This window comes from Virgibacillus oceani (assembly GCF_014638995.1).
Lineage (GTDB): Bacteria > Bacillota > Bacilli > Bacillales > Amphibacillaceae > Virgibacillus_E > Virgibacillus_E oceani.
Map to the genome: position 1 here is coordinate 14,142 of NZ_BMFR01000018.1, position 19,268 is coordinate 33,409.

Below are 19,268 nucleotides of genomic sequence, written 5' to 3' on the forward strand. Positions count from 1 at the left end.
AAATTTTTTATAAATATTCCTTTGAAAGAATATTCCTTATGGTGTATATTAGATACATGAAAATAATTAGAGTTCTTTCCGAGCCAAACAGATTACACATTGTCGAATTATTGCGCGATGGACCACTCACTGTGGGAGAAATCGCAGCTAAACTTGGGATGCGTCAGCCCCAAGCCTCTAAACATTTGCGTGTACTTAGTGATGCCGGGCTCGTTGAAGTGCATCCAAGCGCCAATCGACGTTTCTACAAGTTACGGTCTGAGCCATTCAAAGAGCTTGACACGTGGTTAAATTCATTCCGTTCCATTTGGGAAGATCGATTCGATCGTTTGGATGATTATCTTCATGACATACAACAGCAGGAAAAAAATCAAAGCAGCAAGAAGTAGTTCCATATTTCACTTATAAAAAGGAGGATCGTTCGGTATTAAATCGTTAAATAAATAATTTTTTAGGAGGAGTTTTAAAATGACTGAAAACAACACTACAAGCAAGGTGACATCTTATGCTGAAGGCAGAGACCTGATTATGGAGCGCACATTTGATGCTCCAAGGGAATTAGTATTTAAGGTGTTTACAGAACCAGAGCATCTGGAACAATGGTGGGGACCAGAAGGATGGCAGACAACAGTTAAAAAGTTTGAATTAAAGCCAGACGGCATATGGCACTATTGCATGCGCTGCGAGGATAAGGACCAAGGGGATTTCTATGGTCAGGAATCATGGGGCAAATCTGTCTATCATGAAATTGTGGAACCTGAAAAAATTGTCTATACCGATATGTTCTCTGACGCGGAAGGAAATACGAACGAGAATATGCCAGGAATTAAAATTACAATGACTTTTATTGAACAGTCAGGAAAGACAAAAATTGTAACACGTTCAGAATTCCCTTCAGAAGAAGATCTTAAAAAAATTATGGAAATGGGAGTTGTTGAAGGTACAGCCTCCCAGTATGAATGTCTTGATGATTATTTGAAAGAAATACAGTAAAAGGAACAATGGCCCATTCTCTAAAGGATGGGCTTTTCATATTATCCCTCTTTTAAACCCTTTCCACCTATTGGGGATATGGTACTGATTCTTTCCGTTCCAGCTATTATCGGTTTGGCATGTTGAATTAATGTCTGTGTTGCTTCCAGTGATAATGAGGCCTGATGTGCTTTTTCATCACTCCATACTTCATAAACATAAACCGAGTCAGGATCGGTATTATCTATACTTACAACATATAATTCACATTCATTTATTTCCTCCATAGCTTTCGACGCCTCAACCAATATTTCTACTAAAGTATCACGTTTTCCATCAGCAGCAGTAAATTTGCCATACAAACCGAATTTAGTCACCAGCAATCACCCTTACGTAATTTTTTTTACACTATTTAGTAATTTGACATTATCTTTAATAATCCTTTATTTTTAATAATATGTAAAGCCTGCACACTACTGCACAGGCTATGGGCATCTAAAAACTCTCCAAATTGTCCAGGTTGTTCTCCTTCACACCATCCGGTTCACTGCGAATAATATCCCTGCCATACTTATGAAACACATCCACATGTGCCAGCTTGCCAGCTTTTGCTTCATCCAAGGCCGTCACATAGTCCAGTTCCCTGCCGCTTTCCGTTTTTAAAGCAATGATATCACCATCATCATTTTTTCGTACAGCAACAATCTGTTCTTTTCCTTGTGCAGCCGCATTTTCTACCTCCGACTGTGCTTGACTTTCACCTTGATTCTTATAATCATTATAAATTTCCTCAAAGTTTTTATTATCCATAAAAAAACACCTCCCAAACATATGTTTAGTATGTTCGGAAGATGCGGTATTTATGTGATGCGTTCGTAACTCCTGAACCAATTTGGCAAATAATCATGCCTGTAGATATCATCCGGATAATGGATAAAAGCTGTATCACCCTGATCATATAGGAATTGAACAAATTCATTTAACGCTCCCATATATTCTCGATACAAAAACTCAAAGCTGATGGTTTCCTTTGGCATTGGATTTTGCTCACAAACCTTGGGATCCGTATAATTAACATATGTCCGGCATGGGATTGGACGAATTTCATAGGCCATGCATTGATTCGTTTCCGTATTTAACATGATACACGGAACTTGACTCATCTTATAGGTATATTTGAAGTCACCATCCGCCTCAAAGTCTAAAGCTGTAATCTGATCCAGTTTCTCGCCATATTGTTCAAAGTACTTTGTAAAATGTGCCTGTAATTCTTCCCTTCTTTCATCTGGAAAATTCTTAATTGCCTTTTTCATTAATTTTGCTTCCATCTCATTTATGATAATGGGAAAATAACAGCAAAAAGCACAGCCTAAACCACAGGTGGGCTTCATATCTACTGCAGCTTCCATTCCAGAAATCTCATCGCTTACTATCTGTAATAACTCTGAAAAACTAGCTACCAGCTTTTTTTCAATGGAAACTTCGCTGTCTGCCCACTTTTCTGCAATCTGAAAAAACTTTTCCTCATCTATTTGATATACTTCATTTAATTGTTCACACTTGTTTTGAATTTCTTCAAAGCTTAGAAAATTCCCCACTGCAAAAGCTCCCTACAATGAATTGTTAACACGGTTTTTCCACTTAGAATAACATAATAACCCTATAATTACGATGGTTTGCCCAAGAAAAACGATCGCATCCCAGAAGTAAGGATTTCCAACAGGATGCAGTAATTCCGGCAGTGTTTTGGAATATGCATAAAAAGCCTGTGGTACAAAATAAACAATGAATAACCCAAACGTTAACAGTACTCCACAAATATAAAACACACTATACAGCCGAACAAATTTCGCCTCATTCTCAAATATCTCAGTCGTCTGATCTGTTTTCATAAATGGAATCCACCTGCACAGAAATTGTTTTCCGTTTTCCATAAGATTATAGCACCCTGTCACATTTTCACAAAGATAGTAAAGATCTGTTTTCATGTAAAAGCAGCATTGGTAAACCGTTTTGATACTAATATCAAGGATAACGATTCCCGCTACTCCTGCAAAAAGTGTATCACCTGCAGGCAAAAACGTTTTAACGCTAAATGCCAGAAATAGTATCAGCTGGTCGAAACAAATACCAGCTAAATATAACACATTCCGTTGTTTCGGCTGCAATTTCCACGCTGTCGACAAATCCGTTTCAAATACAACCAAAAACAGGCGGTTGCCAATATCCAGCTTTGCAGGCAACCCATATGAACGAACAGCCAAAATATGTCCGAATTCGTGAAACAATATTAAAGACAACGTGATCACTGTATATGTAAGGACATTCAGCATCATCGCATCAAACAAAAATAAGTCTTGATACGATGGAAATAATTGCGGATTGACGATAACCAAAAGAATGTTTAGGCATATGAGAGCGATAAAAAATTTGGTGGTTACTTTATTGAAAATGACGCGTGCTGCTTTAGTTGGAATCCAAGTAAAACCGCTGGGAGATTGACTTTTTTTCTTGACCTGTATCTGTTCACCATCGACAGCTTTAACTAGACCCAAATCAAGCAGCTGTTCAGCGAAATCTATTAGGTTCACATCTTCATCTGGATACGTACACTTCAATTTCTGCTCAATGTACTCAAGTGTCTTCCCACTATTTATTAATTGAATAGCATCAACACAAATCTTGGGCATTTCAAAAAAATCACCAGAAAGGGTCTCTTCTACTATGTAGTGTTTTTTATCTTGACGGATTGTTAGAGGGTATAAAATTAGTTGAGATTTTAAAGATAGATTCATATTTTGCACCACCAGTGAAGTAAATGGAATAGGATGCTAGGGAGCTAGCATCCTAAGTTTTTAAAATTATAAACGACCAATCCAACTGCACCACCAACAGGTAACTTTTATTTTTTTTAGCTTACGTATTTTCATATGTATTTCACCCCCTTTTTAATATATTGCTGCATCCTTATCAATACTTGAATTTTGCGCATAATAATTTCTATGAAAATCTACCCATAACGGATAAATTTTTTTAAATGTAGCTTCTAAATTAGGATCGAATTGGGTTCCCATCCCTTTTATAATACGTTTATACGCCTCCTCTAAAGGAAGAGCTGACCGATATGACCTGGAAGAAGTCATCGCATCGAATGCATCTGAAATTGCGGTAACTCTTGCAAGGAAATCAATACCCTCAGCTTTTAACCTATCTGGATATCCATTACCATCCCAGCGTTCGTGATGATGGCGAATCACATTAATATTATCCGCGATTCCCTCAACCTGTTGTACTGCTTTTGCGCCAACATCGGGATGTGTCTTAATTACATTAAACTCCTCTTTAGTTAACCTCCCAGGTTTTGTCAATATCGAATCTGGAATATGGATTTTTCCAATGTCATGCAATAGACAGCTATAATAAAAAGACTTTAGCTTTTCTTCCTTAAATTTCCCTGTTTCCCTCGCTAAAATCATTGCATAATGAGCAACCCGTTCACTGTGGCCACGAGTATATGGATCCTTAAGCTCTAACGTAGCAATAATGCCCTTTACAATACCCTCTAACTGTTTATCATAAGAATATTTAACAGCATCAATGTAATTCAAAAAACGGTGAAGAAAAATGTATCCTATCATTGCCAAAATCACAATTATAAGTAAAGGGAATGAAACAACAGGATCTTGCAGAATCAAGCCTATAAGAAGGTATTTTAGGATTGTTCCTACAGAGACCAAAGTAAAGAACCTTTTGTTTACAAATATAGGTGAAAACATTACGATAACTAATTCTACTACATTTCCATTACTATAAGTAGCATCATATCCATAATAAATCCATATGTCATTAATAATATTTAATGATGTATACGTTATAAAGTAAACGTATTTTACTAACCAAGTCTTGTTAACTTTTATTAAATAAATGGATAAAGGTAACAGTCCAAACATTATAAAATACATCCAAATATTTAAACTAAAACTACCAATTCCTGATTCCCAGGAAAATCCGGGCAATATGTAATAAATTATATCGTATGCCAAGTATATAGTATAAAATATCCATAAAAACCATATAGTTGTCCTTTTTTCCTCATTCAATAACGATGTCTTAACACGTTTCTGCATGGCAATTCCTCTCTAATTCTATTATTCTTTCTATACTATATAATAAAATTCATTTTTTTGAAAATGTTTCCTATCCATAGTCAATTTTACTTATTTTTTTCAATAAAAAATCGGAAAGTAATCTAGATACCTTCCGAATTTGCTTTCTCATTATTTTTATTACGATTCCCTATAATAAACCTTACTCTCAGCATCATCCAGGGTCATCGGTACAATTGAGATTGTTCCGCCAACCTTGATTAGTCCATTTTCATCAAATTCAGCATCAGAATTTAACACTACTGAAAAAGAAGGCTTTCCCTGATCCTGATCAACCTGAATTACAAGTGAAAAAATCCCTTGCTGTTCCGTATCCTCAGCATTGTAATAAAACAGCTTGCCATTTTCTGCGTATACTATTTCACCCATATCATACATGAAGTAATTATCAGGGTTGCCTTTTTCCAGCCATTTGCCATTCAGACTGGGTGCTACATATTGATAGCTGATGTAATCCGATTTTCTATAATTAAAAGCATTTTGCTGTAAAGTACCATTATCACTAGCCTGATACGTAACAACAGCAATGTCTCCACTAACCCAGTTTATTTTGTACGTTTTTTCTTCGATCGTTTTATATTTAGAGCTTCCAGTTAATGTAGCTGTTTTCCTGCCAAAGATAATTCCTCTTCGCTTTAGTCTGACAGTCTCCGTTTTCATCTTTTGATGCTCTTTGAGAATTAGTTCATGCTGATTATCTGGTGACTTGGAAACTATCACATTTACATCACCCATATAATAGAAAAATGTTGTATTGGCCACTAATAATAGTAAGCCAATAATCCATTGAACCCATCTTACATAACGGTTCTTCGTATAGATAATGCATATTAAAATGATAATTGCATAATTAATTCCATAAAAGATCCAATCATAAATAAGGTAGTACCCTTTTGGGGCCGCAACTCCTATGCATAAACCTTGAAAAACAATTAGTAATACTGCCACTGCACCAAGCACTATTTTCACTTTCTGATTCTTAACCATAACAAACATCTCCTACAATCCAAACCTGTTCATAATCTCGCCATAAAGCGTATCCCGGTTTTCGATATGATCCCATGTCACACCAGAATTCACACTCCGAAAAGCTAAAGGAGCTTCATCATTACGAATTGCCGCAATATATCCTGTTTTGCCATCATCAATAAAGTCAATGTACAGTTTGTCATAGCCTTTTTGCAAATCATGCGTAGCCGTCTTGGATATGCTGCCAACACTCCAAACCTTACCATCGCTATCTGTCGTTATAATGCTGATGTTTTCAGAACCGCGCCCGCCATATACAATCGTCAATTCTTCATTAGAAGTGTATACATTGCTTTGTGTAACAGTATCTATGTACTCACTAATCCTTGCATACCCCACTTTATCATCATCAGGAACCATGAGCCATGACTTCCCTTGATTATTTGTCACGTAAAGTTTTCCTTCATATACAATAAAGTTTTTATCTGACTTTACAGGCAAGGTTGTCTTGCCTGTACCTTTCACGATATGCGAAATCAATTTGTCAATATCTTTTGGCGGTGTAACTTTTTCCTGTGTTTTCTCCTTAACAAATGGAGTTTCAGGAACATAATCGAGGTTTTTATTGTCTATTATTGTTTTGCTGATTTTGAATGTGAAAAAACATGCAGCCATAATGATTATACATGTTGATATTATTTTTAATAGTTTCATTTAAACCCTTCTTCCCTGGGTACACTAATTATGTTAGGTTTACAAACTTATTTTAAACTAAATGGAAGTGTTATCCAAGCCTTCCCGATTAATGAAATCACAATCCTGTATCCTTTGACATCAACACAAAAACAATGTATATTACCAATAGACGAACATTTTAATTAAACTATACTTTAATATTCGTATTTTAGGAGTGTTAAGAATGGAAAATGTATTTGATTATGAAGATATTCAATTAATTCCGGCTAAATGTGTAGTAAATAGCCGATCAGAATGTGATACAAGCGTTACATTAGGCGGATATACATTCAAATTGCCGGTGGTACCTGCAAATATGCAAACGATTATTGATGAAAAGATTGCACTCCATTTGGCGGAGAATGGTTATTTCTACGTTATGCATCGTTTCGAACCTGAGACTAGATTGGCTTTTATTGCAGATATGCATTCTCGGGGATTGTTCGCTTCTATCAGTGTTGGTGTTAAAGCAGAGGAATATCAATTCATTCAGCAACTTGCGGATGAACAGCTTTCACCGGATTACATTACCATCGATATCGCTCATGGACATTCAAATGCCGTGATCGAAATGATCAAGCATATTAAGAAGCTTCTGCCAAATAGTTTTGTAATTGCCGGTAACGTTGGAACTCCAGAGGCTGTAAGGGAATTGGAGAATGCAGGTGCAGATGCGACAAAAGTTGGCATTGGACCAGGTAAGGTTTGTATTACGAAAATTAAAACCGGGTTCGGAACTGGTGGCTGGCAGCTCGCAGCACTTCGCTGGTGTGCCAAAGCTGCAAGCAAGCCAATCATTGCGGATGGTGGAATCCGTACACACGGCGACATAGCGAAATCCATTCGTTTCGGTGCTTCCATGGTTATGATTGGATCCTTATTTGCAGGTCACGCGGAATCTCCAGGTGAAAAAATTGAGATAGACGGAAAGCTTTATAAAGAATACTTTGGTTCAGCATCGGAATTCCAAAAAGGTGAAAAGAAAAACGTAGAAGGCAAGAAAATGCATGTTGCATACAAAGGTCCATTGCAGGATACGTTGAATGAAATGGAACAAGATCTGCAATCCGCTATTTCTTATGCTGGAGGAAGCAAATTAGAAGCAATCCGCAATGTTGACTATGTTGTAGTTAAGAATTCTATTTTTAATGGCGACAAGGTATATTAAGTTTGTATAAAGCTTTAACTCTAAACGCAAGTACTATTTCGTTAATAAATAGTATTTGCGTTTTTTATTGTATTGGTTCCCATTTTTAAAAAAGTATTACATTATCTACCAGACTGAATTTGTTGTTTCAGCTTTGTTCATACTAGTAATACTTGCTACAATTATAGTAGATTGCTTAATCAGTAAGAAGTAACAGGAGTGTTGTTTTTGCGAAAAATACGAACTATCATCATTTTATTACTTGTCGCAGGTACATTTTGGCATTTCTATGGTGATGCATTCAACCGCTCTGGTATACATGGTGTTTTTGAGGAAGCCAGATCAGATGTTCATGCATTAAAAGAGAACGTGAATATACCTGCTGCAATGGATAATATTAGTAAAGAGTTTCAGTTATTAATTGGTAACGTAAAAGAAAAAATAGATAATAACGAACAGCCAAATCAGCCTTCCCTTAAGAAACCGCAATTAGATAACCCTTCCGAACACTCATTTTCTGTATATAATATTGAACTTGGTGACGATCGTTCAGAAGTGGAGCAGCAGGTTGGGCAACATAAGCGATCATCATTAAATGAATATGGTGTTGATTGGGTTGCCTATCATGAAAACTATCAAAACTTTTTAATGGCTGCATACAATGACGAAGATAAAGTGGTTGGATTATATACAAATCAAGATTTGCTGGCGTCTGTACAAGGAATCGATTTTACTAGTTCAAGAGAAGCGGTTCTTACCACGTTGAAAAAACCGCTAAACGGAATACGAAAAGGATTAGTAAAATACCAAACGAACAACAATAACGAATATGATACATTTCTTATCAACAACAATTATGTGACCATATTTTATGATAAACATGAGGACAATACTGTTACAGCAATTCAAATTATCAGTGGTGAACTTGAGAAGCAAAAAGAAACGTTTTACCCTGAACCAAGTGAAGATTTAAAAGAAGGGTTTGAATACCAATTATTCGACCTGACTAATGCTTCCAGGGCTAATCATGGTCTTCCTATTCTAACCTGGGACAAAGCGGCAAGAAAAACAGCCCGCAGCCACAGTAAAGACATGGCAGTGAACAATTACTTCAGCCACACAAATCTGGAGGGACAATCCCCTTTCGACCGCATGGAAGAAGATAATCTTGCCTTTCGCATGGCTGGGGAGAACCTTGCTGCAGGCCAATTAAGCAGCATCTTTGCCCACGAAGGTTTAATGAACTCGCTTGGTCACCGGGAGAATATTTTACAAAAGGATTATGAAATGCTCGCTATTGGTACAGCTTTTAATAAAGAATCGAAACCATTTTATACAGAGACATTTCGAACAAAATAAAGCATGCTGAAACAAAGGGACAGAATTTTGTCCCTTTGTATGGTTATAAAGTTTTATTTATCGAACGACATGGTACATGCGATTTTGTTTTTCATGATCAACTGATCAAATTAATCATCAACAACTATATACGTAACCTCAACTGGCCCATGTACACCTACAATCAAGTTCATTTCAATATCAGCACTGTTGCTTGGACCAGTTACAAAGCTTACACACGATGAAACGGCATTGCCTGATATATGAGCCTCGTGAAGTTGCCTTGTTGCCTGGGTCATTCTTGGCACAATTGTATGTTTCGGTATAATGGCAATATAAGTCCTTGGCATCAGACTGATTGACCTGCCATTGTACTTATTATTGAATAAAGTTACAGTACCAGATTCAGCAAGGGTGATGTCTGAGAAAGTGATTCCAACGTCAGCACGTTCAGCAAAGACTTGGTTTTCTTTCCACATTGTTTCGTCCCACAAATGAACATCGAAATCTTCTGCAGCACTTTTATAAAAGTTATCCAAACCATATTCTTCGTTCCGTGAGTCACTGGATGCAACGATTACCTTCCCATTGTAACCTTCAATTGTTTCCCTTAGAACTTTCACAAGATCTGTACGGTCCGTTCGTTTAAAATCAGTATGAATTACCTCGCATTGCTTTTTTAGAACATCAATCAGTTCATCTTTTGATGCCTGGTTCAATACCTCAAACTGCGGGCTCACGCTCCACTTAGGGCGCTCAATTCCTTGTGTTCGGCGTGGGCGCCCAAGGTTTGCTGCAAGGCTATCTAAGAAAGAATCTCTATTCTGGATTGCCATTACACTTCCCTGCCTTTCTGTCTATTTTTATACCAGGACCGAAAAGTTTGCTTTGCCGGAGCAGGAAAATCACGATTGATCGTCCATCCTTTTAATGGACCTGGACCGCTTTTGATCATTTCATTTTTTGACCATGGCTGCAATGCCGGCCGTGCTGCAGCTGCACTCAATTTGTATGCAGCAGGACTTGAAGCCCACTTGGCAAATCCTTTCATCGCTAATTTTTCCATTTTATTTCCTTTGTTTTCTCGCTCCACAATGATTTGACGGTGACGAATCAACTGCTCATGAAGCGGGATTTTAACAGGACAAACCTCGGTACAGGCACCACATAATGATGATGCATATGGAAGTTCTTTGTGATCCTCATAACCATCAAGAAGCGGCGTAATCACTGCACCAATCGGGCCTGGATAAATCGAACCATATGCATGACCACCAACGTGACGATAAACTGGACAAACATTGATACATGCCGCACATCGAATACAGTGGAGTGCTGATTGAAATTCAGTTCCTAAAATTTTGGAACGTCCATTGTCTACAATCACCAAATGGTATTCTTCCGGCCCGTCACTTTCCCCCTCCAACCTGGTTCCAGTAATGGATGTAATATAACTTGTTAATTTTTGGCCAACTGCTGCCCGGGTTAATAGGCTAACGAGAATATCCAGCTCTTCCCATGTCGGGACAATCCGCTCCATTCCCATAACAGATATTTGTGTATCTGGAATTGTTGTCACCATCCGCGCATTTCCTTCATTCGTAACAAACGTAACTGCACCAGATTCTGCCACAGCAAAGTTGCATCCGGTAATTCCGACATCGGCTGCCAGAAACTCCTGTCGTAATTGCTGACGAGCGAATGATGCTAGCTCCTCAGGTTTATCCGATTGTTCATACCCTTTTTTCACAGCAAATGTTTCCCGTACCTGTTCTTTATTCTTATGTAGTGCAGGTGTTACAATATGTGATGGGAGATCTTCATCCAATTGCAGTATCCATTCACCTAAATCCGATTCAACAACCTCTGCGCCGACTTCCGCCAATGCATCATTTAAACCAATTTCCTCTGTGACCATTGATTTTGATTTAACGACTTTTTTTGCGTTTTTCTTTTTGATTATATGTTGAATATACTCGTTTGCCTCTTCGGCTGTTTTGGCAAAAAATACATTGCCTCCTCGTTTGGATACATTTTCACTTAGAATTTCCAGATAATAATCAATGTTCCTAAGCGTATGTGTACGTATTTCCTCCCCCAATGTTCGCCAGTCTTCCCAATTCCCAAGCTCGTCAGCCTGCTTTTGCCGTCCGCTTCTGAATCGTCCCTGCGCAGATGCTACTGCCTTGCGCATGAAATCATTTTTAACGCCTTCCTGAACCCGCTCATTGTACGGAGCATTACTAATTTTTATACTCATCAATTCTCCCCTCCATTTGATTAAAATGCCGTTTTATTGATGATGGTTTAATATTTCCGTTATATGTGCGATTTTCACGTTCTTTCCTTCTCTTGTCATCCGTCCGCCAATATTAAGCAGGCAAGCCATGTCGCCTCCAACAAGGTATTCTGCTCCAGTCTCACTTACATGGAGTGATTTTTCCTTGACCATCTCTCCGGAAATAACTGAATTTTTAACTGCAAACGTACCACCAAAACCACAGCAGTCTTCCTTGATTGGAAGCTCAATCAAATCGACCCCTTGAACATGTTTCAATAGAGTGTACGGAGCATCCCTTATTCCTAGTATTCGTGTCATGTGACAGGATGGATGATAGGTTACTTTACCTTTAAATGTGGAGCCTATATCCGTAACGCCTAAAACATCAACAAGAAATTGCGTAATTTCATATGATTTTGCGGCGAGGTTATTAGCTTCCTTTTCCCACTCTGGATCACCTGCGAATATTTTTGGATATTCACGCAGCATCCCGACGCAAGAACCCGATGGGCCAACTACAAACTCTGAATCTTTGAAAGCCCTCATCATTTGTTTCATTGCCTTTTTGGATTCTTCGAGATAGCCACTAGTAAATGCCGGCTGCCCGCAGCATGTTTGAGCATCCGGAAAATCTACTTCACATCCTAAGCGTTCCAATAGTTCTACCGTATCCTTACCTACATTTGACGTGATGATGTCACACATACATGTAATAAACAGGGAGACCTTCAATCTGTTCACCTCCATTAATTTTAAAGAACAGGTCATCCTATAATTTATTCTAAATAGAAAGTCCTTACGTGATGAAAATTATTAGTTAAACGATATAATCTGCTAGAAGACGCTCTACTTCTATCAAATGATCCAGCATTGCCTTTTGCGCTTTATCAAATTGTCTAGCTTTAACAGCTTCAAAAATCCGTTGATGTTCATTTAATAATTGCGCTGTTCTTTCCTCAGAATACAAAATTAGCCGACGTGTCTTACGCATTGTTTCAATCATTAGATCGGAAACACTTCCCATTAAATTGATTAACATCTTGTTGTGTGTTGCATTTACCAATGCCAAATGAAAATCCAAATCTGCCCTTTCTCCCAGTTCACCTTTCCCCTTAGCATCCTTCATTGCCTGTAAAGCCTCTTCCATTGGGATTAGTTCAATTTCATTATGATTAACAGCAGCAGCCCCTGCCGATCCAACCTCAAGAATCTTGCGTACCTCCGACAATTCCTTTATATCCTCCCGCTTCATAAGTAATGCAGCAGTAACAGGCAGCGAAAACCGTGATGCATCAAATTGTGTAATATATGTACCTTCACCCTGACGCATTTCGATTAACCCCATTGCACGTAACCCGCTCAATGCTTCTCGAATTGCTGAACGGCTAACATCATAACTTTTCGCAAGCTGTTCTACTGAAGCCAATTTTTCCCCGGGAATGAGTTTCCCTGTCTTTATCATCTCTATTAATGAGTCCGAGATTTCTTCATAAATTTTTTTAGTTCTAATTGGTTTAACGTTCAAGTTAATTCCACCACCTTACTTTTTCCGGTTCACCCAAAGCGGTACGTTCAAATTAATGTTCAAAATTTAATAATCTGGTCATCTGATGATTAGATAATTATCAGTCTATACTGAATTTTGAATCTCGTCAATATCGCCTGAACTAATTCCTTAAACTATATTTTATATCAGCGGGACACGGGGTCAGGTCCACTGTCCCGGGACAAGGGGACTGACCCTCTGTCCCATGATTTCCCCTCTAAACAGAACATACATTTTGTTGTAAAATATAGTATGGTGTCAAAAAAACATAACATTATTTGCGAAGGAGTTAATAACGTGAATGGTACAGCACATGCAGCAGTTGGTGCAGCAACAGGATTTGTCGTTGCAAATAATTTTCAAGCAGACCCTGCTACAACATTTTTATTCGTTGGACTTGGAACCGTATCGAGTTTAATTCCCGACCTTGATATTGATGGGAAGCTTCGTGGAAAAATCACCTTATCTTCTAAACTGTTCCAGGCAGTCGGTCAATTGATCGGTATCCTGATGATCGCTTACAGTTTCTACGAGGGGACGGATACAACGAGATACCTTGGTATTGGTATTGGACTTGGATTGATAATCATTGCTTCCTCTATTAAGCAAAAGCATATGCTGACAATTACTGGAATTGGGGTTATAGCCGGTGGAGTTAACCTTCAGGAAATTTGGCTGATACTGCTTGGGGTATATATATTCATTGCCTCATTTACTGCACATCGAAGCTACACACATTCAATAATAGGAGCAATTTTCTTCGGATTCATTGCTTCTAAGCTAGAGTTATCCCTCGGGGTCGAAGGGGTCTACTACACTTGCTTAATCGGCTATGTCAGTCATTTAGTAACAGACAGCAAACTATTACCGTTTAACAAGCGCGGAATTAAACTGTTCCTGCCAATTTGGTCAAAAGAAATATAGCGGGACACGGGGTCAGGTCCACTGTCCCGGACGAGGGGACTGACCCCTTGTCCCGCTTTGTTTAAAACCCATATTCCGCTTCTTTTGCTTCACGAATTTTCGTATACGTTTCGGTTAAGACTGCTGTATCTTCAACCAAGCGATTAATACGAAATAGTACATCATCATTAGTGATTTCTTTTTGATAGAAATCCTTTTCCTCGATAAATACATACGTCTGAACAATCTGCGCTTTCATATACGTCAAAATAGGTTTTAATTGCTGTTCGACGATTAAGTAATGCTTTGCTGAACCCGCTGTTACAAGTATGCTGACAATTTTATCCTGGAATGCATTTATGGGAAGCAGATCAAAAATATTCTTCAGTGTAGCTGGAATGGATGCCTGAAAAATCGGTGTTCCAATAATGATGGCATCTGCTTCCATTAATGTCTGGGCAACATATTTTGTATCCCCTTCATATTCCAAAAAATTACGTCCATCACTAAACTGAACATCATATTCAGCAAGGTCAATCAGTGCCACTTCTATATCTGGATATTTCTGTTTAACTGTTTGTATTGTGTAATCTATAGCCGTTCTAGTTTTCGAGCCGACATTTGAACCCGATAATCCTACAATTTTCATATTCACCGTCTCCTATTTCTTTCTAGTATATTTCTTGATTGCTGGCAAAATTTCAGTACCGATCAGTTCAATATTTTTTCTTAATTTATCAAATGGCATTCCACCAAAATCGATTTGCGCAATGTAACGCTGGTGACCAAATAACTCATGCTGATAGAGAATTTTTTCAATGATTTCCTGTGGACTGCCGATATTCATAATATTATGCGGATCTATGCCTTGTGCAAAGTGCTGTTTTGGGAAGCCCTGTCCATTCGTTATCTTCATCCCTTCATTTATATGCGGATACAGTTCCTTAAGCGCTTGCTGTGACGTTTCAGCCGCATAAAAGAAACCAGCTGTTGCAACCGGAAGCTGGGTTGGATCATAACCGCGATGAACTAATGCCTCTCGATAAGCGTCAATAGTCCGTTTAAAAATGGATGCTGGTCCACCTAAATGTGCCATAAACATCGGTACACCTGCGTAACCTGCCTTGATTGCACTAGCAGGTGTTCCACCAACAGCACGCCATATTGGCATTGAACCATTTTGCGGACGTGGAAGAACCTTGGCGTTAGTTAATGGTGGTCGGAATTCCCCACTCCAATCGATAATTTCCTCTTCATTAATCTTACATAACAAATCAAATTTTTCCTCAAATAATGCTTCATAATCACGAAGGTTATAGCCCAATAAATCATAGAGCCCCACTCTTGATGCACGACCTGCTATAATCTCCGCACGTCCATTTGAAATTAAATCCAGCGTTGCAAAATCCTCATATACACGTACAGGATCCGATGTGCTAATAATTGTAGAAGAACTTGCAATCTTCATCTTTTTTGTCGCCTGTGCAATAGCTGAAAGAACAACAGCGTGCGCCTGTGTAGCAAAATACTCCTGATGACTTTCACCTACACTAAAAAAATCTATACCTGCCTGTTCGGCAAGCTTAGCATATTCAATAATTTCATGAATTCGTTGTTCCGCGGAAATTCTCTCACCTGTTGAAGGATCTGGCAGATGGTCGCCAAGTGTATATATACCAAATTCCAGACCATCGCTTTCATCGATACGATATTTCTTCATATACAGTCACCTATCTCTCTCATTGTTCAAGAGCCTTGCCGGGACAAAGAAACAGTCCACACGGCACGTTGGGACAAAGGGTCTGACCCCTTGTCCCACTCCCGGTTCACTTACTAGTTATAACCAAACGATTAATATACTAATTCATTTAAAACTTTCACACACGATGTTAGTATAGTTTATAATCATCATAAATAGAAGTACGCACTTTTAAGGTATATAGTATACAAAAAGATACTATTGGAGGAATTAAGGATGAAAATAGAACCGGAATTATGTAAGGTAGAAGACGCTTTAGGTATTTTAGTCGGGAAATGGAAGCCGATAATCCTGCTAAATCTGTTAAAAGAAGGCACGCAGCGATTCAGTGAACTTAAAAGAAGTATGCCAGGAATAACCCAGAAGATGCTGACAAAGCAATTACGGGAATTAGAAAAAGAAGACATCATAGATCGCGTCGTCTATCCGCAGGTACCCCCAAAGGTAGAATATTCTATTTCGGAATACGGAAAAAGCCTTGAACCAATATTAGCAGCCATGCATGAATGGGGAATGAAGCATACGTTGCATAAACGGAAAAAAATGGAGCAAAAGATCCAGTAATTTGGGACAAGGGGTCTGACCCCTTGTCCCATGACCCCTTGTCCCAAAAAAAGAAGGGAATTCAGGCCCCCTTCCTTCTTTCATAAATTAAAAGATATTTCTTGCGGCCATAATCACTCAGCACCACGCATTCGTTCATTCATCAGTTGCCTTTTAGTACCTGAAGCATTTTTATTATCTCCCTGTTTTTCATAATAATTTTCCTCTGGGTTATATAACTTTGTTTCATCCGTATTATCTTTTGCTTTATTACGTTTTTCATTTCCCATTTTACTTCACCTTACCGTTCATTTAGTTTCCCATTAGTTTGTGAATATGTCCTGAAAATAATGCATTCAGTAAAATGTAAAACGTTAGTAAGGCGCCTAATGAAGATCAAACGCTTCCGCAAGCAAACGATAGGAATGTACCTTTGCTTCAAAGTCATATATGTTTGTTATGATCATGAACTCGTCTGTTTGATACAGATTGCTGAGACGGATTAATTCATTTTTTACTTTTTCTGGTGTACCAATAATACATCGATCGCGATTTTTTTCAATTTCCTTCATTTCCACATTACTGAAATTTCTCCTCTTTACTTCTTCAATTGAAGGTATCTTCGTATCCGCCCCTTTTCCCACACTTAACAGCCACTTATCCTGACTTAATGCAAGTTCTTCCGCTTCATCCTCCGTATCTGCACAGACAACAAAAATACATACCATGCTTTTCTGTCGATCTGGACCCGCTGATCGTTGAAAATGCTTGCGATAAGCTTCCATGACTGCTTTACCGTTATTTGGATTGATAAAGTGACCAAATACAAACCCCATTCCCAATTCAGCAGCATTTATGGCTCCTCGTTCTGATAAACCCAGAACCCACATAGCTGGAAATGCAGCTATTCTTGGTGCTGCTTTTACCAATCGAAATTTATGATCTCTCGGTAAAGTATTATGTAGAAACCCTTGCAAATCAGCGAGCTGTCTTGGAAACTCACGCAAACTTTTATCCACACTGTCAGTTAACGCAAGGCGGGTAATCTGTGATCCACCAGGAGACCGGCCAACTCCCAAATCAATTCTTCCAGGGAAAAATGCCTCCAGCGTTTTGAAATTTTCCGCCACTTTAAACGGACTGTATTGGGGCAGTAAAACGCCGCCGGAACCGACACCGATGGAATCTGTTTGGGAAGCAATCCGTGTCATCAGTATTTCCGGTGATGTACTTGCCAGCCCGTTTGTGTTATGGTGTTCTGCCACCCAGTACCGGTTATATCCCAATTCTTCCGTAATTTTCGCAAGCTTTAATGTGTTATTCAAACTTTGTACCGGATCAGATCCCCGTGAAATTGGCACCTGATCCAACACACTTAACTTCATTTGCAGAACCCCTTTCTATAAATTAACGTTTGATGGTTCTTTAGCTTATTTATTATAAAAGATTTAATCGTGGAAGTGAAAAAATCGACTTGTATGAAATAAAAATAAACCTATCTACATGTGTGTCAACACAAAAAGATAGGCTTTCTCCAAATAAATTAATATCTGGCAACATTCTATTTCACTGGGACATATCCAGTCTTATTCACAATTACTTGTCCTTGATCGGATTGCATCCACTCAATAAACTTCTTAACATGAGGATTATCACTGTTTGCTGTCACCGCATAAAATTCTGCCACGATTGGATACGTATTGTTTTGAATTGTTTCTTTAGTAGGGAGAACACCATCTATGGCAACGTGCTTTATCTTACCATCCTTAACCATTTCCTGAGAAAAATACCGAAATGAAAAACCGATTGCATTGCTGCGATTTTGATATTCGGAGGTTTCTCTTATTATTCCACCCATACCAGATACAATTTCTTCCTCGGGCGGTTCCATTAACGGAATACCATCCATAAAACGGATCAGGGCTGATTGACTTCCGCTTCCCTTAGGTCGCTGATAGGCACGGATTTCTTCATCATCACCTCCAACTCCATTCCAATTCGTAATCCCACCAGAATATATTTTCTGAATTTGATCAACTGTTAGCTTATCGACCGGATTATCTTTGTTGACAAAAAACACAAAAGCTTCCCGGCCAATTGGTGTCAAGGTTAGCTCAACTCCCATTTCTTCGGCATGATTCATTTGTTCTTCAGATGGGTGGGCGATAAATGCGATGTCCGCTTCCCCATTAATTAATCGGATAAATGCATTACTGGTTTGGCTAGATACGACTTCACTTCGGCTGCCATCAAGCGGATATTCTTTCTCCGGATAAACCGCACGTGCAAATGCGGCATAAACAGGATATAATGCGGTTGCCCCATCCAGTTTTGGTAGGGAATCGGTTATGGTAAATGTCGACGCCTCATCCAATGAAACCGCCTTTGTATTATCAGCGAACGGGCGATATTGCGTTAAGTCTACATCCTGTGTACTCACAACTTCCAAGCTTTTTATGTATAATTGATACCCTTCATAGCTTCCAAGAGAAATTACCACCACAGCAGCAAATACAAGCACACCTATCCTTACTTTTTTCAGCTTGAATTTCCCATAGATTACTAGAATATTGACGACGATAAGTCCAGCTGCAGTCACAAGAATAAAAGGAACATAAAAACCCGCTTCTCCCGACAATAATGCAAAGAATGCCGCAACAAGACCGATAATACCTATCGAAACCGACAAGAAAACCATAGCTGCTATCTTCATTTTTAAACACCTCCTATAATCGGATTCAAATTTCCGGCTTAATTACTAAAGTACTTTTTATATTTGAATCCGCCTCTGCTTTGTTTTCAGTTCCTGTATGAATCTTGTTTTCTGACAAATTAAAGTTCTATCAAGGATAACCAATCAATAGCATAGACGGTTTCTACAGTTGGTCCATGCAATGACTGCTATTCCG

General features: G+C 38.6%; 22 protein-coding genes. 6 read left to right on the forward strand and 16 right to left on the reverse strand.

What is annotated here, in order from left to right:
* The first annotated feature begins 56 nt into the window (after positions 1-56).
* Positions 57-389, forward strand: a complete 333-nt coding sequence (locus IEV74_RS16300) for an ArsR/SmtB family transcription factor (RefSeq protein WP_188456432.1) — start codon at positions 57-59, stop codon at positions 387-389.
* 79 nt (positions 390-468) lie between these two features.
* Positions 469-993 carry an SRPBCC domain-containing protein gene (locus IEV74_RS16305; protein WP_188456433.1) on the forward strand — a complete coding sequence of 175 codons (525 nt, stop codon included), beginning with the start codon at positions 469-471 and terminating at the stop codon, positions 991-993.
* Between the two features lie 41 nt (positions 994-1,034).
* On the opposite strand, the gene IEV74_RS16310 is transcribed toward IEV74_RS16305, so the two are convergent.
* The 7 genes from IEV74_RS16310 to IEV74_RS16340 form a co-directional block, all read right to left on the reverse strand.
* Complete coding sequence (locus IEV74_RS16310; RefSeq protein ID WP_188456434.1) at positions 1,035-1,349, reverse strand: putative quinol monooxygenase; 315 nt, start codon at positions 1,347-1,349, stop codon at positions 1,035-1,037.
* Between the two features lie 118 nt (positions 1,350-1,467).
* Positions 1,468-1,782: a DUF3892 domain-containing protein gene (locus tag IEV74_RS16315; RefSeq protein WP_188456435.1), complete on the reverse strand. Its 315-nt coding sequence runs from the start codon at positions 1,780-1,782 to the stop codon at positions 1,468-1,470.
* Positions 1,783-1,832: 50 nt separating this feature from the next.
* On the reverse strand, positions 1,833-2,570 hold the full coding sequence (locus IEV74_RS16320; protein ID WP_188456436.1) for a YkgJ family cysteine cluster protein: 738 nt from the start codon (positions 2,568-2,570) through the stop codon (positions 1,833-1,835).
* A 12-nt stretch (positions 2,571-2,582) separates the two neighbouring features.
* Entirely contained in the window at positions 2,583-3,767 is a 1,185-nt protein-coding gene (locus IEV74_RS16325) for a peptidase (protein WP_188456437.1), read from the reverse strand.
* Positions 3,768-3,920: 153 nt separating this feature from the next.
* A complete protein-coding gene (locus IEV74_RS16330) occupies positions 3,921-5,099 on the reverse strand; it encodes an HD-GYP domain-containing protein (RefSeq protein ID WP_188456438.1) in 1,179 nt (392 codons plus the stop codon).
* 159 nt (positions 5,100-5,258) lie between these two features.
* Positions 5,259-6,125, reverse strand: coding sequence for a hypothetical protein (locus tag IEV74_RS16335; RefSeq protein WP_188456439.1), 867 nt, complete (start codon positions 6,123-6,125; stop codon positions 5,259-5,261).
* 12 nt (positions 6,126-6,137) lie between these two features.
* Positions 6,138-6,821, reverse strand: coding sequence for a hypothetical protein (locus tag IEV74_RS16340; RefSeq protein WP_188456440.1), 684 nt, complete (start codon positions 6,819-6,821; stop codon positions 6,138-6,140).
* Positions 6,822-7,026: 205 nt separating this feature from the next.
* Here IEV74_RS16340 and guaC point away from each other — a divergent pair, with 205 nt between their 5' ends.
* On the forward strand, positions 7,027-8,010 hold the full coding sequence (guaC, locus tag IEV74_RS16345) for a GMP reductase (protein WP_188456441.1): 984 nt from the start codon (positions 7,027-7,029) through the stop codon (positions 8,008-8,010).
* A gap of 198 nt (positions 8,011-8,208) precedes the next feature.
* Positions 8,209-9,348: a CAP domain-containing protein gene (locus tag IEV74_RS16350; RefSeq protein ID WP_308419009.1), complete on the forward strand. Its 1,140-nt coding sequence runs from the start codon at positions 8,209-8,211 to the stop codon at positions 9,346-9,348.
* A 110-nt stretch (positions 9,349-9,458) separates the two neighbouring features.
* On the opposite strand, the gene IEV74_RS16355 is transcribed toward IEV74_RS16350, so the two are convergent.
* The 4 genes from IEV74_RS16355 to IEV74_RS16370 form a co-directional block, all read right to left on the reverse strand.
* On the reverse strand, positions 9,459-10,163 hold the full coding sequence (locus IEV74_RS16355; protein WP_188456443.1) for a LutC/YkgG family protein: 705 nt from the start codon (positions 10,161-10,163) through the stop codon (positions 9,459-9,461).
* Positions 10,163-11,587, reverse strand: a complete 1,425-nt coding sequence (locus IEV74_RS16360) for a LutB/LldF family L-lactate oxidation iron-sulfur protein (RefSeq protein ID WP_188456444.1) — start codon at positions 11,585-11,587, stop codon at positions 10,163-10,165. Before IEV74_RS16360 ends, IEV74_RS16355 begins: the two co-directional genes overlap by 1 nt.
* A gap of 33 nt (positions 11,588-11,620) precedes the next feature.
* A complete protein-coding gene (locus IEV74_RS16365; protein ID WP_188456445.1) occupies positions 11,621-12,340 on the reverse strand; it encodes a (Fe-S)-binding protein in 720 nt (239 codons plus the stop codon).
* Positions 12,341-12,425: 85 nt separating this feature from the next.
* Complete coding sequence (locus IEV74_RS16370; protein WP_188456446.1) at positions 12,426-13,133, reverse strand: FadR/GntR family transcriptional regulator; 708 nt, start codon at positions 13,131-13,133, stop codon at positions 12,426-12,428.
* 318 nt (positions 13,134-13,451) lie between these two features.
* On the opposite strand from IEV74_RS16370, the gene IEV74_RS16375 reads away from it, so the two are divergent.
* On the forward strand, positions 13,452-14,078 hold the full coding sequence (locus tag IEV74_RS16375; protein ID WP_188456447.1) for a metal-dependent hydrolase: 627 nt from the start codon (positions 13,452-13,454) through the stop codon (positions 14,076-14,078).
* A 61-nt stretch (positions 14,079-14,139) separates the two neighbouring features.
* Here the strand turns inward: IEV74_RS16375 and IEV74_RS16380 are convergent, their stop codons facing one another.
* Together IEV74_RS16380 and IEV74_RS16385 are read right to left on the reverse strand one after the other, a co-directional pair.
* The gene (locus IEV74_RS16380) at positions 14,140-14,706 is read right to left on the reverse strand and encodes an NADPH-dependent FMN reductase (protein WP_188456448.1); all 567 of its coding nucleotides are present in this window, start codon (positions 14,704-14,706) and stop codon (positions 14,140-14,142) included.
* 12 nt (positions 14,707-14,718) lie between these two features.
* Positions 14,719-15,777 carry an LLM class flavin-dependent oxidoreductase gene (locus IEV74_RS16385; RefSeq protein ID WP_188456449.1) on the reverse strand — a complete coding sequence of 353 codons (1,059 nt, stop codon included), beginning with the start codon at positions 15,775-15,777 and terminating at the stop codon, positions 14,719-14,721.
* Between the two features lie 255 nt (positions 15,778-16,032).
* Here IEV74_RS16385 and IEV74_RS16390 point away from each other — a divergent pair, with 255 nt between their 5' ends.
* Positions 16,033-16,380 (forward strand): winged helix-turn-helix transcriptional regulator, encoded by a 348-nt coding sequence (locus tag IEV74_RS16390; protein ID WP_188456450.1) that lies wholly within the window; start codon positions 16,033-16,035, stop codon positions 16,378-16,380.
* A gap of 113 nt (positions 16,381-16,493) precedes the next feature.
* On the opposite strand, the gene IEV74_RS16395 is transcribed toward IEV74_RS16390, so the two are convergent.
* The 3 genes from IEV74_RS16395 to IEV74_RS16405 all read right to left on the reverse strand — a co-directional run bounded on the left by IEV74_RS16395 (position 16,494) and on the right by IEV74_RS16405 (position 19,072).
* On the reverse strand, positions 16,494-16,649 hold the full coding sequence (locus IEV74_RS16395; protein ID WP_188456451.1) for a hypothetical protein: 156 nt from the start codon (positions 16,647-16,649) through the stop codon (positions 16,494-16,496).
* Between the two features lie 96 nt (positions 16,650-16,745).
* Positions 16,746-17,744 carry an LLM class flavin-dependent oxidoreductase gene (locus tag IEV74_RS16400; protein WP_188456452.1) on the reverse strand — a complete coding sequence of 333 codons (999 nt, stop codon included), beginning with the start codon at positions 17,742-17,744 and terminating at the stop codon, positions 16,746-16,748.
* A 176-nt stretch (positions 17,745-17,920) separates the two neighbouring features.
* Positions 17,921-19,072, reverse strand: a complete 1,152-nt coding sequence (locus IEV74_RS16405; RefSeq protein WP_188456453.1) for a PstS family phosphate ABC transporter substrate-binding protein — start codon at positions 19,070-19,072, stop codon at positions 17,921-17,923.
* Between the last annotated feature and the right edge of the window lie 196 nt (positions 19,073-19,268).

Excerpts from the sequence above, each read along its gene's own strand:
- IEV74_RS16300 (WP_188456432.1), top strand. The coding sequence starts at position 57 with ATGAAAATAATTAGAGTTCTTTCCGAGCCAAACAGATTACACATTGTC.
- IEV74_RS16305 (WP_188456433.1), top strand. The coding sequence starts at position 469 with ATGACTGAAAACAACACTACAAGCAAGGTGACATCTTATGCTGAAGGC.
- IEV74_RS16315 (WP_188456435.1), bottom strand. The coding sequence starts at position 1,782 with ATGGATAATAAAAACTTTGAGGAAATTTATAATGATTATAAGAATCAA.
- IEV74_RS16325 (WP_188456437.1), bottom strand. The coding sequence starts at position 3,767 with ATGAATCTATCTTTAAAATCTCAACTAATTTTATACCCTCTAACAATC.
- IEV74_RS16330 (WP_188456438.1), bottom strand. The coding sequence starts at position 5,099 with ATGCAGAAACGTGTTAAGACATCGTTATTGAATGAGGAAAAAAGGACA.
- IEV74_RS16335 (WP_188456439.1), bottom strand. The coding sequence starts at position 6,125 with ATGGTTAAGAATCAGAAAGTGAAAATAGTGCTTGGTGCAGTGGCAGTA.
- IEV74_RS16340 (WP_188456440.1), bottom strand. The coding sequence starts at position 6,821 with ATGAAACTATTAAAAATAATATCAACATGTATAATCATTATGGCTGCA.
- guaC (WP_188456441.1), top strand. The coding sequence starts at position 7,027 with ATGGAAAATGTATTTGATTATGAAGATATTCAATTAATTCCGGCTAAA.
- IEV74_RS16355 (WP_188456443.1), bottom strand. The coding sequence starts at position 10,163 with ATGGCAATCCAGAATAGAGATTCTTTCTTAGATAGCCTTGCAGCAAAC.
- IEV74_RS16360 (WP_188456444.1), bottom strand. The coding sequence starts at position 11,587 with ATGAGTATAAAAATTAGTAATGCTCCGTACAATGAGCGGGTTCAGGAA.
- IEV74_RS16380 (WP_188456448.1), bottom strand. The coding sequence starts at position 14,706 with ATGAAAATTGTAGGATTATCGGGTTCAAATGTCGGCTCGAAAACTAGA.
- IEV74_RS16385 (WP_188456449.1), bottom strand. The coding sequence starts at position 15,777 with ATGAAGAAATATCGTATCGATGAAAGCGATGGTCTGGAATTTGGTATA.
- IEV74_RS16390 (WP_188456450.1), top strand. The coding sequence starts at position 16,033 with ATGAAAATAGAACCGGAATTATGTAAGGTAGAAGACGCTTTAGGTATT.
- IEV74_RS16395 (WP_188456451.1), bottom strand. The coding sequence starts at position 16,649 with ATGGGAAATGAAAAACGTAATAAAGCAAAAGATAATACGGATGAAACA.
- IEV74_RS16400 (WP_188456452.1), bottom strand. The coding sequence starts at position 17,744 with ATGAAGTTAAGTGTGTTGGATCAGGTGCCAATTTCACGGGGATCTGAT.
- IEV74_RS16405 (WP_188456453.1), bottom strand. The coding sequence starts at position 19,072 with ATGAAGATAGCAGCTATGGTTTTCTTGTCGGTTTCGATAGGTATTATC.